This window comes from Enterococcus sp. E5-162, assembly GCF_035725965.1.
In the GTDB taxonomy this organism is placed as follows: Bacteria; Bacillota; Bacilli; order Lactobacillales; family Enterococcaceae; genus Enterococcus_B; species Enterococcus_B lactis.
Genome location: NZ_JAPRFV010000001.1, coordinates 357,191 through 371,860, shown reverse-complemented (window position 1 = coordinate 371,860; position 14,670 = coordinate 357,191). Strand labels below are relative to the sequence as shown.

Sequence of the window (14,670 nt, the reverse complement as noted above, 5' to 3'; positions counted from 1 at the left end):
TAAGGTCGTGACAAAAGTATTTTGTTCTTATTACAAAACAGACTTTTGTGTCACCGGTTATTCGGAGTTTGAGTAAAAGCGTGGGGTAGGACTGACTGATGTCCCACCCCCCTTTTTTTATAAATAAGGAGATTATGTATGGAAAAAAACAGGAAATTCAACCTCGTCGCAACTGCGGCAAGCGGTCTCGAAGCACTGGTTGGTAAAGAATTAAGAGATCTTGGAATTGAATGCCAAGTTGAGAACGGACGTGCACGATTTGAAGGAACAATGGAAACAATCGCTACAGCTAATTTATGGTTACGTACAGCAGATCGAGTAAAAATCGTGGTTGGGGAATTCGATGCGTATACGTTTGATGAATTGTTTGAAAACGTAAAAGCATTGCCTTGGGAAGATTTTCTTCCACTAGATGCAGCTTTCCCTGTAGCTGGAAAATCAATCAAGTCGAAACTTTATAGTACGCCTGATTGCCAGGCAATCACAAAAAAAGCAATCGTTGAACGTCTTCGCACGTATTATCATCGTCCAGCTTCTGTTCCGCTGACGGAAACAGGCGCACATTTCCAATTGGAAGTAGCTTTGCTGAAAGACCATGTGATGCTAACTTTGGATACGACAGGACCAAGTTTATTCAAACGTGGTTATCGCTTAGAAAAAGGTGGTGCACCATTGAAAGAAAACATGGCGGCCGCGCTTGTGATGCTGACAAATTGGCGGAAAGATCGTCCATTTTATGATCCTGTATGTGGTTCAGGTACGCTTTGTATTGAAGCAGCCTTAATAGGCCATAATATCGCACCAGGATTCAATCGTGAGTTTGCTTGCGAATCTTGGGACTGGTTCAGTCAGGAAATCATGGAAAATGTTCGATCAGCTGCAGAAGAAAAAGCAGATTATGATATTGTATTAGATATTACTGGTTCAGATATCAATGGACGAATGATTGAAATTGCCAAAGCCAATGCTGAAGAAATCGGACTAGGCTCTTCGATTGTCTTTAAACAACAAGCAGTGAAAGACTTCAAGACAGATAAAGAATATGGGGTCATCGTTGCTAATCCGCCATACGGAGAACGACTAGGAGAAGAAGAAACCGTTCGAAAATTATATAAAGAAATGGGCGATGTATTCCGTCCATTAAAAACATGGAGTAAATATATCTTGACTAGCGACTTAGCGTTTGAGGAATTTTACGGACAAAAAGCAACCAAAAAAAGAAAATTGTATAATGGTGCTTTGCGTACGGATCTGTTCCAGTATTGGGGAACTCGTCCGCCTAGAAAAAAAGAGAAAGACGAATAATCTGACTAATTGATTCATTCAATTGGATGTTTGGAGGAATAGGGAATGAAAGAAAAAGAGTTTTTACAAGAAGTAAAAGAAATCAATCTTCTACAACAAGCTTTAGGAATCCTCGATTGGGATACACAAACAGGTATGCCAGAAAAAGCTAGTGAATACCGGAGTGAAGTAGATAGCTATCTTTACAGTATTTATTTTTCAAAAAAGATCGGTCCAAAAATTAAAGAAGCCATTCGCTATTTTTCTGAACATCCGGAAGAATTATCGGAAGTCGGAACGTCCGTTTTTGACAAAGTAAAAGAAGAGTATGATTTAGAACATCGCGTACCGGAAGATCTTATGAGAAAATATACAGCTGCTGTTTCTTCCGCTCATGGTCAATGGCAAAAAGCTAGAGAAACACAACAGTTTTCTGATTTTCAAGAATCATTGAACCAAAATATCGAATTGACAAAACAATTGATACCTTATTGGAAAAAAGAAGAAAAGACAGATTATGATGTTCTACTTAACCAATATGAACCTGGGATGACTGTTGAAATCCTCGATAAGGTATTTGATCAACTCAAAGAAGGAATTCTTACGATCCGCCGTGCGCTCCAAGAAAAAGGGACGGAACCTGAAACAGACTTCTTAAATCGGAGAATGACAAAGGAACAACAGAAGAGATTTGTAGTAAAAGTGATCGAACAACTTGGTTATGATTTTAGTCGTGGTCGTCTAGATGACACTGTCCACCCATTTATGACTGGAATCAATCCAAATGATGCACGGATCACGACACGCTGGAACGAAACAGATTTCAAAATGGCTGTTTTTGGAGTGATCCACGAGGCTGGTCATGGAATGTATGAACAAGACATCGATGATAAATATGCTTATACACCGGTTTATCAAGGCACATCAATGGGTATTCATGAATCACAATCGTTGTTTAATGAGATCATTGTGGGAAGTAGTCGCAGCTTCTGGAAAAAGCAATATCCTTTCTTCCAGGAATGTGCAGAAGGAACATTCGATGATATTCCTTTTGACAAGTTTTATCGTTCATTGAAACATACACAATCAAGTTTGGTTCGTATCGAGGCAGACAGTTTGACTTACCCTCTCCATATCATCATTCGTTATGAAATCGAAAAAATGATTTTCAATGAAGGCGTAGGTGTTGCTGAATTACCTGAAATATGGAATCAAAAATATGAAGAGTATCTGGGAATACGACCAACAAATGATGTGGAAGGTATCCTACAAGACGTTCATTGGTCAGGTGCAAGCTTTGGTTATTTTCCATCTTATGCATTGGGGTACATGTATGCGGCACAATTACTTCATTCTTTGCAGCAAGAAATAGATGTGGAAAATGTTCTAGCGTCAGATGATTACTCTCCAATCAAAAATTGGATGTCAGAGCATATCCATCAATATGGTGCATCTAGAAAGCCAAATCAATTGATTATGGATGCAACGCATGAACCACTTAATCCGCAATATCTGATCGATTACATGAGAGAGCTATATTTCAATGTATATCAAGTAAAATAAAACCTATTTATAAAGATAGCTGGAATTCATCTAATCGATTAGATGTTTTCAGCTATTTACTTAAGAAAGAAGTGGACTGGATGGATAAATTACAAGTAATCGCTGATTATAGCATGGAAAAATTAGCACATGATCAAACGGGACATGGAAGCGATCATACCAAAAGAGTCGTCAAGCTAGCAGAGAGAATTTTGGATACGGAACCGCAGGCAGACCGTTTTGTGACGCTTGCAGCAGCTTACTTGCATGATACGATTGATGATAAAGTCGTTAAAGATGAGAACGAAGCAAAGCAACAGCTTCGTGTATTTCTTCGCACTTTGCCAATCACAGAGGAACAGATTTCAATGATTTTTGCCATTATCGAAAATATGTCCTTTTCTAAAAATCTCTCTGAAGCAGTCGAACTATCTTTGGAAGGGAAGATCGTTCAAGATGCTGATCGTATCGAAGCGTTAGGAGCAATCGGCATTTTGCGAACTGCTTATTTCGGTGGAGGACATGGACACCCGATTTTTGATTCTGAACTGTATCCACAAACATTCAAGGATAAAAAAAATTACCGAAAAGGCACGACAGTGATCAATCATTTTTATGAAAAACTGTTCTTGTTACCTGATAAAATGAACACTGATTACGGATACAAAGAAGCCAAACGTAGAGAAGGCTTTATGCGTGAATTTTTAGAAGAATTTTTTCTAGAGTGGTCTATTGACGATCCATCTTTCACACCAGAAAATTGGATCAAAAATAACAAAAAATGATGGAGATTGTGACCGAGGAGTTGGCAGGAGAACACCGTTTATTCGGAAGAAGGGACTGTGATAAGACATTTATCACAGTCTTTTTTCAAATTCAATATAAATATTTTGTGAAAAAATGATCAGATAATAAGATTAAAAATTGCTGATAAATAAAGATGAAAGCTTTTTGCTTATTTTTTTATTTTTTATTGGTCTATGCGATAAATAGTTTAAAAATTCAGAATATACTAGATTTTATCTAGCTAGCTTCCAACAATGGTTTTGTTGTGTTTTCTTTCTAGGTAAATCAATATACCACCATTATTTAAAAGTTAACTTTTCATACTATCCAAGTTCTTGGAAAGTAAAAAGATGCAGTAAATAAAAAATATGGTTAAATAACTCTCATAATTAATGTAAGCGTTACCAATCGTGTGGCATACTTGCTTCGTAGATGAATGACAAGATATATGTTTGGGATGTTCTGCAAGACAGATGAATATGGAGGTGGAGACCATGTCTTCCAAAGAGTTAATGACGTATTTGGAGAGAGAATTGGAGCAACTGAAAGAAAAGGGATTGTACAACACGATCGATATACTAGAAAGCGAAAATGGTGCTTGTATCATCGTAGACGGAAAAAAGATGATCAATCTGGCATCCAACAATTATCTCGGGTTTGCCAATCACAAAGAATTGAAGAAAGCATGTATTGAAGCAACTGAAACTTATGGCGTAGGAGCAGGTGCAGTCCGAACAATCAATGGCTCGCTGAAGATCCATCAACAATTAGAAGAAAAAATCGCAGAATTCAAAGGGACAGAAGCTGCAATCGCCTTTCAATCTGGATTCAACTGTAATATGGGCGCTATCTCTGCAGTAATGACAAAAGAAGATGCTATCTTATCGGATGAATTAAACCATGCATCTATCATTGATGGATGTCGTTTATCCGGAGCAACAATCATCCGAGTCAAACATCAAGATATGGAAGACCTTGAGAATAAAGCAAAGGAAGCCGTAGAAAGTAAGAAATATAAAAAAATCATGTATATCACAGATGGGGTTTTCTCCATGGATGGAGACATTGCACGATTGCCGGAAATCATCCCAATCGCCGAAAAATATGGACTCATCACCTATGTAGATGATGCGCACGGCTCAGGTGTAACTGGAAAAGGTGCAGGAACCGTCAAACATTTTGGATTAAGCGACAAAATTGATATGCAAATGGGTACGTTATCGAAAGCTGTAGGTGTTGTTGGGGGTTATGTAGCTGGTTCAAAAACACTGATTGACTGGTTGAAAGCCAGAAGCCGGCCATTTCTATTTTCTACCTCGCTAACTCCTGGAGCAGCTGCATCTGCGTTGGCTTCGATCTCTTTGATGCAAGAACATCCGGAACTTGTCGAAAAAGTTTGGGAAAATGCTAATTATTTTAAAGAAGAATTGAAAAAAGTCGGCTATAACATCGGTGTGTCTGAAACACCTATCACTCCAGTTATTTTAGGAGATGAAAAAGTGACTCAGACTTTCTCTAAGAAACTGATCGAACATGGGATTTATGCTAAACCAATCGTTTATCCAACTGTTCCTCTGGGGACAGGTAGAATCAGAAATATGCCGACTGCGGAACATACAAAGGAAATGCTTGATGAAGCAGTAGCGATTTATCAAAAAATAGGAAAAGAAATGGAAATTATTTAACTAATTTATTTTTTTCGCATATTTAAAATTAGAGAACATGTTCACGCATATATTGTTAATCATCTGAAGATAGTAGTAAAAAAAGATCAGGGAGGATCATCATGAAAAAAGTATTGGTGACAGGATGTTTAGGACAAATTGGTTCAGAGTTGATCACGCGGCTACGTCAAGAACTAGGCAGTGAAAATGTCATTGCGACAGATATACGCATGCCTGAAGTCATTGGGAAAAACGATATCTTTGAGATCCTAGATGTAATGGATTACGAAAAAATGCGCAGCATAGCAGAACAATATCAAGTGGACACATTGATCCATTTGGCTGCTCTTTTGTCAGCTGTTGCAGAAGCAAAACCACAGTTAGCATGGGATTTGAACATGACTGGGCTGGTCAATGCATTGGAAGTCGCTAGAGAATTCCAGCTGAAATTTTTTACGCCAAGTTCAATCGGCGCGTTTGGTCCAAATACTCCAAAAGATCATACCCCACAAGACACTCTTCAGCGCCCTACAACCATGTACGGGGTAACGAAGGTAGCTGGAGAACTACTATGTGATTATTATTATGTGAAATATGGCGTAGATACTCGTGGTGTCCGTTTCCCTGGATTGATTTCTTATGCGACCTTGCCAGGAGGCGGTACGACAGACTACGCAGTCGATATTTATTATTCAGCAATCAAAGAAGGAAAGTACACTAGTTTTATTGATCAAGGTACATCAATGGATATGATGTATATGCCAGATGCGATCGATGCCATTATAAAGCTCAGGAACGCAGACCCTAATCGATTAGTTCACCGAAACGCCTTTAATATATCGGCAATGTCTTTTGAGCCTGAAGAAATCAAAGCATCTATTCAAAAAATCATACCAGATTTTGAAATGGATTACGATGTCGATCCTGTGCGTCAATCGATAGCAGAATCTTGGCCAAACTCACTAGATGTTTCTTGTGCGCAAGAGGAATGGGACTTTTCACCAAAATACGATTTAGATGCAATGACAAAGGATATGTTGGAAAAACTGAGAGAAAAATTAGCAGAGACGGTATAAAACAAGAACTATAGCCAAAAAGGTTTCTATACTTTTTGGCTATGGTATGTAAGGAGGTAAGTAATGGAAGAATATCAAGCCACGCCAATAAAGGAAGTAAAAACGGAAAATGAATTGAAGCGTACGATGGGTTTTTTCACTGCTTTATCGACTGTTATGGGCACAGTGATCGGTGCAGGGGTGTTTTTCAAAGCCGCAAGCGTAGCAGAAGTAACAGGTACCGTCAGTTTGCATATGTTTTCCTGGTTTCTAGGTGGTGTGATTTCTGTTTGTGCAGGACTGACAGGAGCTGAATTGGCAGCGGCTATTCCTGAAACAGGCGGGATGATCAAATATATCGAACGGATTTATGGAAATACAGCAGCATTTTTACTTGGCTGGGCTCAAGTCGTGATTTATTTTCCAGCAAATGTAGCAGCCTTGTCGATCATTTTCGGTACACAGTTCGTCAATTTATTTGATCTTTCCCAGTCGATGATTGTTCCTGTAGCTGTTACAGCTGCTGTATCGATCATGCTGATCAATTTTTTAGGTTCTAAAGCTGGAGGAGCTTTTCAGTCGATTACGCTTGTCTGCAAACTCATTCCTTTGTTTGTGATCGTTATTTTTGGTTTATTCAGACAAGAAGGAGTAGACTTCCAACTGTTTCCGATCCAAGCAGGAGAAAACCTTTCATTTTTCTCTGCTTTGGGAGCTGGCTTACTAGCAACGATGTTCGCATACGACGGTTGGATACACGTAGGAAATATTTCGGGAGAATTGAAAAAGCCGGCGAAAGATTTGCCAAAAGCCATTTCTTTAGGAATCATCGGAATCATGATCGTTTATTTATTAGTAAATGCGGTTTTCTTAAAAACTGCGTCTATCGACGGAGTCGTAGGAAACAGCAATGCGGCAAGTGATGTTGCAAAAATGATTTTTGGCGGCTTTGGTGGAAGACTAGTCACAGTTGGTATCTTGATTTCTGTTTATGGAACTATCAATGGCTATACTCTTACTGGAATGCGTCTTCCTTACGTTATGGCAAAAGAAAACAACCTGCCTTTTAGCAAGCTTTTTGCTAAACTTCATGATAAAACTAAAGTTCCTGTAGCCGCGGGTATCTTAGAGCTAGTCATCGCTATTGGCATGATGATGGTCGGTGGTTTTGATACACTAACAGATATGCTGATCTTTGTCATTTGGATTTTTTATACGATGGTCTTTGTTGGTGTCATCCTTCTTCGTAAAAAAGAACCTGATCTGATTCGACCATATAAAGTTCCAATGTATCCGTTTATCCCATTAGTAGCAATCATTGGAGGAACCTTTATTGTATCAAGCACACTTATCACTCAAACTTTTTTAGCTTCGATGGGGATTGCATTGACACTTGCTGGTGTCCCGTTTTACCTTTATTTGAAACGTAGATAGCAAAAAATGATTTGAAATTCATTGGAAACAAACTTTTGACCATAAATACCCGTTAAGAAATTAAGTCATTTCTACCAAGGAGGATCTTATGGAAATAAACTGGTTGCAAGAAGCACAAAAGAGAAAAGAGATGTTGCTAGAGGATTTAAGTGAATTGCTACGCATCAATAGTGTAAGGGATATCGAACATCAGACAGATGAATATCCACTAGGTGCTGGTCCTGCTTTAGCATTGAAAAAAGTACTGTCATTTGGGGAAAGAGATGGCTTCAGAGTTAAAAACATTGATAATCTAGCCGGACATATAGAATATGGGGAAGAAACAGCAGAAGCACTTGGTATCTTAGGACATGTAGATGTCGTACCGCCAGGAGAAGGGTGGGCAACTGATCCGTTCGAACCAATCGTCAAAGAAGGGAAATTGTTCGCAAGAGGTTCAAGTGATGACAAAGGTCCTTGTATTGCTGCCTATTATGGGATGAAAATTATCAAAGAACTGCAATTATCAACATCGAAAAAAATTCGATTCATTTTCGGAACAGATGAAGAGAGTGAGTGGATAGGTATCCATCATTATATGGAAAAAGAAGAAATGCCAGCATTTGGATTTTCGCCAGATGCCAATTTCCCAATCATTAATGGTGAAAAAGGGATTTTATCTTTCGAGCTGAGTTTTTCTTTGAAGGAAGAAAAGGCAGACAAAATGCAACTGAAAAGATTCTCTTCTGGTTTGCGTGCAAATATGGTACCAAGCGAGGCAATAGCCGTCTTGGAAATTCCTGATTTGGAAAAGTTATCTTCTTTAGAAGCTGGATATACAAAATATCTAGATGACAAAAAATTGAAAGGGACTTTTGAATATAAGGAAGGAGAAGCATCCTTCGTTCTGTATGGAAAAGCTGCACATGCCCAAGAACCAAAATTTGGTATCAATGCGGGAACTTATCTCGCCGACTTTTTGCATCAATATCCATTAGACAGCTCAGGATCTGCTTATCTTTCTGTCATTGCCAATTATCTGCATGAAGACTATAATGGGCATCGGTTAATGGTCGATTATGAAGATGACGTGATGGGAAAAGTGACTTCAAGTGCTAATGTATTCATTTATCAGCAAGAAGGAGAGAAAAAGATCATTCTTAATATTCGTCATCCAAAAGGGATTACAAAAGAAAAAATTCAAGAATCCTTGCTGACTGTCCTTCAAAATGAATCAGTATCAATTTCGATAATTGGAGATATCAAGACTCCGCATTATGTTTCAGGAGATGATCCATTCATCCAAACATTATTGTCTGTTTACGAAAAACATACTGGGGAAAAAGGTTATGAACAAACAATTGGTGGAGGTACGTATGGACGAATCTTGGAAAAAGGATGTGCGTACGGTAGTTTATTTCCTGGTAGAGAAAATGTAATGCATCAGCCAAATGAATATATGTACGTAGAAGATATCTTGAAAGCAACAGCTATTTACGCTGAAGCAATCTACCGTTTGGTTAAATAAACGTATTCATAGAAAAAACGTTACCAATCAGTCGTAACTATTTTCACACTCGTAACGTTTGTATCCTTCAGTAAAAAAGAATATTCATGAAAGTTTGAAAGATTGCAGAGAATAAGACGGCAATTTTCTTGAAGTAAAGAAGCTTCTAAAAATAAAAATGAACCAGATGATAGAAAAAGCTTGTTTTTCTTTCATCTGGTTTGAAAAAGGAGGAGAATAGACGCCAAAAGAAAAACATTCTAGATTAGATAAAGTGTTAGATACAGTAGAAAAACTAGGGAACAAGGTGCCCCATCCAGCTATTATATTCTTAATTTTGATCGTTATTGTAGGAGTACTGTCTCATATTTTTTATCTAATGGGTCAACACGTTACGTTTGATGCTATTAATGCTGAAACAGGAGCACTAGAGCTTACTACTACACATGTAAAAAGTTTGTTGAGTGGTGAAGGGATCCGTTTTATGTTGACTTCGATCGTCTCAAATCTGATGAGCTTTCAGGCTCTTGGAGTCACTTTAGTGGCGATGGCAGGCGTAGGATTTGCAGAAGAGGTTGGCTTAATCGGTGCGATGATTCGAAAGCTGGTAAAGGTAGTACCAAAATCTAGTCTGACAGCGGTACTAGTACTTCTTGGCGTAATGTCGAGTATTGCCTCTGATGCTGGGTATCTAGTATTGATTCCATTAGGTGCAGCAGTATTTTATAAAGTCGGGCGACATCCTTTAGCAGGTTTATCTGCGGCCTTTGCAGGTGTTTCAGGAGGATTTGGTGTCAACTTAGTTATTACGCCAGTGGATGGAATGCTTACCGAAATATTAAATGATGCAGTACATATCATTAATCCATCCTATTCTGTTGATTTAATGGCAAATTTTTATTTTTCGATTGCATCAACCATCTTAGTAGTGATTGTTTCCACTATCATTAACGAAAAACTCATTGAACCTCGCTTAGGAACTTTCCAAGAAAAAGGAATGATTGCTAACGATGAGATTACCGATGAATCGAAAGGCTTACATTGGGCTTTTTGGGGATTTACAGTGGTGCTGGCATTTATCCTGTTGATTACGATACCAAGTGGTGCCCCACTTCGCCATCCTGAAACTGATGAATTGATTGGTTCTACACCTTTTATGGATAGTTTAATCGCTTTGATCTTGATTTCATTTTTGATTCCAGGGATATGTTTTGGAAAGGCAGTTGGAAAAGTCAAATCCAGTTTGGATGTAGTAAATCCGATTATTAAAGTATTCAGCAACTTAGGCGGGATGATTTTCTTATTGTTAATCATTAGCCAATTCATTTCATATTTCAATTTTACTAATTTAGGTACTGTTTGGGCAGTCAATTCAGCCACGATTATTGAAGATATGAATTTGAGCAGCTTAGCCTTGTTACTTAGTTTCTTAGCACTAGCACTTATTCTTGATTTTATTTTAGTGGGAGCGATACCAAAATTTGCTATTTTAACCCCAATATTTGTTCCATTACTCTATCAGTTGGGAGTAGCTCCAGAAGCTGTTTTGGCTGCTTATCGAGTAGCTGATTCTCCTGTCAATATTATCACGCCACTGATGCCGTATTTTGCTTTGATCGTTACATTTGCCACGAAATATCAAAAGAAAACCGGTGTCGGAACGATTATTTCCATAATGCTACCACATGCTGTAAGTCTAACTATCACATGGATCATTTTATTTATTCTCTATTATGTATTCCAGCTACCGCTAGGACCAGGGATCGGTATGCATTTGAATTGAGAAAACAGGCAGAAACCGGGTTCAACCGATTTCTGCCTGTTATTTTGCTTTGCGTAAGAGAAATATTCGGCGTACACCGCGATAAATATTTAATAAAACCAAGCAACCAGAAATGAAAATGGGAAGCCAAATCAGATAGACAGGGTAGCCAATCATTTTAGACAAAGCATGTGGAGTCATTTTATCCATTTCAAAAAGCGCTTGCTGCCAAGTCTGAAGGTTGAAGACAAGCATGAAACCTGAAATAATCAGGAGAATAAATCCTAAATAATGAATCGTAGTTCTTTTTCTTACATAAGCAATTGTTGCATAAAGGAACAGTAAAAAAATAGGTACGCCAAAAACAAAGTACATATTCAGCATCTCGACACCCCCTTTGAGTTTATCTTACTTTACTTTGAAAGAAATGAGAAATAATAGCCTCGTTACTTGCTTGAAACAGCAAAGGACTGCTAAGATAAGGGAGATACAAAGAATCAAGGAGGAGTCACATGGCAAGTTATATCGAACCGATTCGTTTTGCGCTGGTTGTTTTTCCATTTTTAGCCTTAGCGATTTCATCTGTTTTTTTTATTTATGAATATCGAAAGTATGGAACATTTCTAGTAACAAGGGCAGTTATTTTGTATTCCTTTGTTTTCTATTTATTGTGTGCATACTTTCTGGTAATCTTACCACTTCCGGCAAAGGAGACGGTTGCCCAAATGACAGGACCAAAGATGGAGCTGCATTTATTTGCTTCATGGCAACATTTCAGAGACAACACGGTATTGGTATTATCTGAACCTAGTACCTGTCTGCCGGCGATGAAGCAGAGTGTGTTTTTGGAACCAGCTTTTAATGTTTTATTACTCATACCATTTGGCATTTATTTAAGATATTATTTCCGGCTTTCTTTTATGAAAACGATGATTGCTAGTTTCTGTCTATCACTATTTTTTGAGCTGACGCAGCTAAGTGGCCTTTATTTTATCTACCCAAGACCATACCGCTTATTTGATGTGAATGATTTAGTGACAAATACATTGGGTGGAATCATTGGTTTTGTTGTTACGCCGTTATTTACATTTATGCTTCCTACGAGAAGACGGATGGATGAACTTTCTTATGAAAAAGGAAAAACTGTCTCGTTGACACGACGTTTGGTCGCTTATTTGATCGACTGGACATTTTTATCTATTGTCAATTTTATCGCAGCGATTTTCTTTAAACTTGCGTTCGATTCAGGGACAGTTACTTCTCATATCTGGTGGCTTTTATTGGAAGTAGGGCTATACTTTATGATTGTACCGTTTATAACCAATGGATGGACACTTGGGAAAAAAGTTGTACGCATCCGCTTGGTGGAGCAAGACCGCGAGCGAATTTCTTTGAAAGCATTGATCATCCGCTATGGGTATCTATATTTTCTTTTTTATGGTTTAAGCTGGTTGGGGCAGTTGCTTCAGCAAATCATGAATTCGACAACGAATACGGTGTTGCAGATGAGTGCAGTATTCATTTCTCTCGGTGTCTTGCTACTGCAAGGTATTTTTATTTTAAATATCTTGCTATCATTTTTGAGAAAAAAACGGATTCTGTTTTATGAAAAAGCTAGTCACACATATACCGTTAGCACGATTGCTCAAACAAAGGATGATGATTCTCGAAATTAGCTGAGCAAAAATACTTTGTCTATGTTATAATGCCAAAGTCGTGATAATTTAAAGAGAAGAGGTGCACGAATGAATAATTTTGATATATTTCGCTTCAAACCATTTATCAATGAAGCGTTAGCCGCAAAGGGCTTCAAACAGCCCACAGAGGTCCAGGAACGTTTGATTCCTTTAATTGCAAAAGGAAAAAATATCATTGGGCAATCTCAAACTGGTACAGGAAAAACACATACGTTTTTGTTGCCGTTGTTTGAAAAAATCAATGCAGATAAAGAGGAAGTACAAGTTGTTATTACAGCTCCAAGTAGAGAACTGGCTGCACAAATTTATGAAGCAGCTACACAAATCGCTAAATTTTCTACACCGGAGATCCGTGTTTCGAATTTTGTCGGGGGGACAGACAAACAGCGTCAGTTAAACCGTCTGCACCATCAGCAGCCACAGGTCGTAGTAGGCACGCCAGGTAGAATATTAGACATGATGAATGAACAAGCGTTGAAGATTCACACAGCATTTGCATTTGTTGTTGATGAAGCGGATATGACATTGGATATGGGTTTTTTAAATGAAGTAGACCAAATTGCAAGTCGGTTACCAGAAAAATTGCAGTTCTTAGTCTTTTCTGCCACTATTCCAGAAAAACTGCGTCCATTCTTGCGAAAATATATGGAGAATCCAATCATTGAAGAAATCAAGCCGAAAGCAGTTATTTCTGAAGATATCGAAAATTGGCTGATCTCAACAAAAGGTAAAGATGAGAATCAAATGATTTATCAACTGCTGACGATTGGTCATCCTTATTTAGCAATCGTATTTGCCAATACAAAACAGCATGTGGATGAAATTGCTGATTATTTGAAAAACCAAGGATTGAAAGTAGCAAAGATTCACGGGGACATCACACCAAGAGAGAGAAAACGAGTGATGCGACAAGTACAGAATCTGGAGTATCAATATGTTGTAGCGACTGATTTAGCTGCTAGAGGAATCGATATCGAAGGTGTTTCTCATGTTATCAATGCAGAAATCCCGGAAGATCTGGACTTCTTTATCCATCGTGTCGGACGTACTGGACGTAATGGTTTAAAAGGAACGGCCATTACGTTGTATTCACCAAACGATGAACAAGCCATTGATGCGATCGAGAAATTAGGCGTCTCATTTGAACCGAAAGAAATCAAAAATGGTGAAATCGTTAAAACATATGATCGTAATAGACGTACCAAACGAGAAAAATCAAAGGATGTATTAGACCCAACTCTGATTGGACTTGTGAAGAAGAAAAAGAAAAAGATCAAGCCTGGTTATAAGAAAAAAATCGATTGGGCAATTGCAGAAAAAAATAAAAAAGAACGCAAAATCGAACGCAGACAGCAAAGTCGTATTGCTCGTAAAAATAAGAAAAATTCGCATAAATAAAAAACAAGAGATTGTGACACGCCTTTTGTCACAGTCTCTTGTTTTTAAGCGAGACTTTTTTCCATTCCGATACAAAGTACTTCATCTTCAATAAAAGGTTTCGTGCAAGTATGATACCCTTGTTTTTCATAAAAATCTACAGCCGTCATTTCAGCTACTACATAACTAGTCTGACAACCTTCTGACATCGCCCGTTTTTCTGCAGCTTCAAGCAACTGACCGCCTAACCCTTTTCCTCGGTATTCTTTTGCTACGCAAAAGCGTTCTGGCTTGAAGCAAGTAGGTGTTTTCTTTTCATAACGCAATGTGGCTACTGGTCTTTTTTTATCAAGAAATAGATAATAGTTTTGTTGCGGGATATCTTTTCCGTCGAATTCTAGTTCTGCAGGAATTCCTTGTTCTAATACAAAAACTTGATATCTCAAAAAGCAGCTAGCTGCGCGGATCCATTCATCTGCGCCAACTATTTTTTTCATCATATTCCTCCTTATCATGAATAACAGAGATGTATTGATTTCTTTATCCTTATCGTACCAAAAAATATGGAATATGACCAAAAGGA

12 protein-coding genes are annotated in these 14,670 nt (G+C 38.1%); 10 read left to right on the top strand and 2 right to left on the bottom strand.

Annotated elements, in window-relative coordinates; genetic code table 11:
- Positions 1-138: 138 nt before the first annotated feature.
- The 8 genes from OZZ83_RS01775 to OZZ83_RS01740 all read left to right on the top strand — a co-directional run bounded on the left by OZZ83_RS01775 (position 139) and on the right by OZZ83_RS01740 (position 11,034).
- The gene (locus OZZ83_RS01775; RefSeq protein WP_002309357.1) at positions 139-1,305 is read left to right on the top strand and encodes a THUMP domain-containing class I SAM-dependent RNA methyltransferase; all 1,167 of its coding nucleotides are present in this window, start codon (positions 139-141) and stop codon (positions 1,303-1,305) included.
- Positions 1,306-1,350: 45 nt separating this feature from the next.
- Positions 1,351-2,847 (top strand): carboxypeptidase M32, encoded by a 1,497-nt coding sequence (locus OZZ83_RS01770; RefSeq protein ID WP_002309354.1) that lies wholly within the window; start codon positions 1,351-1,353, stop codon positions 2,845-2,847.
- Positions 2,848-2,927: 80 nt separating this feature from the next.
- Positions 2,928-3,611 (top strand): HD domain-containing protein, encoded by a 684-nt coding sequence (locus OZZ83_RS01765; RefSeq protein ID WP_278023280.1) that lies wholly within the window; start codon positions 2,928-2,930, stop codon positions 3,609-3,611.
- 495 nt (positions 3,612-4,106) lie between these two features.
- Complete coding sequence (locus OZZ83_RS01760; RefSeq protein ID WP_002309350.1) at positions 4,107-5,297, top strand: glycine C-acetyltransferase; 1,191 nt, start codon at positions 4,107-4,109, stop codon at positions 5,295-5,297.
- 101 nt (positions 5,298-5,398) lie between these two features.
- On the top strand, positions 5,399-6,352 hold the full coding sequence (locus OZZ83_RS01755; protein WP_278023281.1) for an L-threonine 3-dehydrogenase: 954 nt from the start codon (positions 5,399-5,401) through the stop codon (positions 6,350-6,352).
- A gap of 63 nt (positions 6,353-6,415) precedes the next feature.
- On the top strand, positions 6,416-7,765 hold the full coding sequence (locus tag OZZ83_RS01750) for an APC family permease (RefSeq protein WP_002309348.1): 1,350 nt from the start codon (positions 6,416-6,418) through the stop codon (positions 7,763-7,765).
- Positions 7,766-7,853: 88 nt separating this feature from the next.
- Positions 7,854-9,272, top strand: coding sequence for a dipeptidase PepV (gene pepV, locus OZZ83_RS01745; RefSeq protein ID WP_325066005.1), 1,419 nt, complete (start codon positions 7,854-7,856; stop codon positions 9,270-9,272).
- A 253-nt stretch (positions 9,273-9,525) separates the two neighbouring features.
- On the top strand, positions 9,526-11,034 hold the full coding sequence (locus OZZ83_RS01740; protein ID WP_325066004.1) for an AbgT family transporter: 1,509 nt from the start codon (positions 9,526-9,528) through the stop codon (positions 11,032-11,034).
- A gap of 39 nt (positions 11,035-11,073) precedes the next feature.
- On the opposite strand, the gene OZZ83_RS01735 is transcribed toward OZZ83_RS01740, so the two are convergent.
- The gene (locus tag OZZ83_RS01735) at positions 11,074-11,397 is read right to left on the bottom strand and encodes a hypothetical protein (protein ID WP_002309344.1); all 324 of its coding nucleotides are present in this window, start codon (positions 11,395-11,397) and stop codon (positions 11,074-11,076) included.
- Positions 11,398-11,525: 128 nt separating this feature from the next.
- Here OZZ83_RS01735 and OZZ83_RS01730 point away from each other — a divergent pair, with 128 nt between their 5' ends.
- Positions 11,526-12,689 carry a VanZ family protein gene (locus tag OZZ83_RS01730; protein ID WP_278023282.1) on the top strand — a complete coding sequence of 388 codons (1,164 nt, stop codon included), beginning with the start codon at positions 11,526-11,528 and terminating at the stop codon, positions 12,687-12,689.
- A 69-nt stretch (positions 12,690-12,758) separates the two neighbouring features.
- A complete protein-coding gene (locus OZZ83_RS01725) occupies positions 12,759-14,108 on the top strand; it encodes a DEAD/DEAH box helicase (protein ID WP_002309341.1) in 1,350 nt (449 codons plus the stop codon).
- A gap of 44 nt (positions 14,109-14,152) precedes the next feature.
- Here the strand turns inward: OZZ83_RS01725 and OZZ83_RS01720 are convergent, their stop codons facing one another.
- On the bottom strand, positions 14,153-14,584 hold the full coding sequence (locus OZZ83_RS01720) for a GNAT family N-acetyltransferase (RefSeq protein WP_002309339.1): 432 nt from the start codon (positions 14,582-14,584) through the stop codon (positions 14,153-14,155).
- Positions 14,585-14,670: the final 86 nt, after the last annotated feature.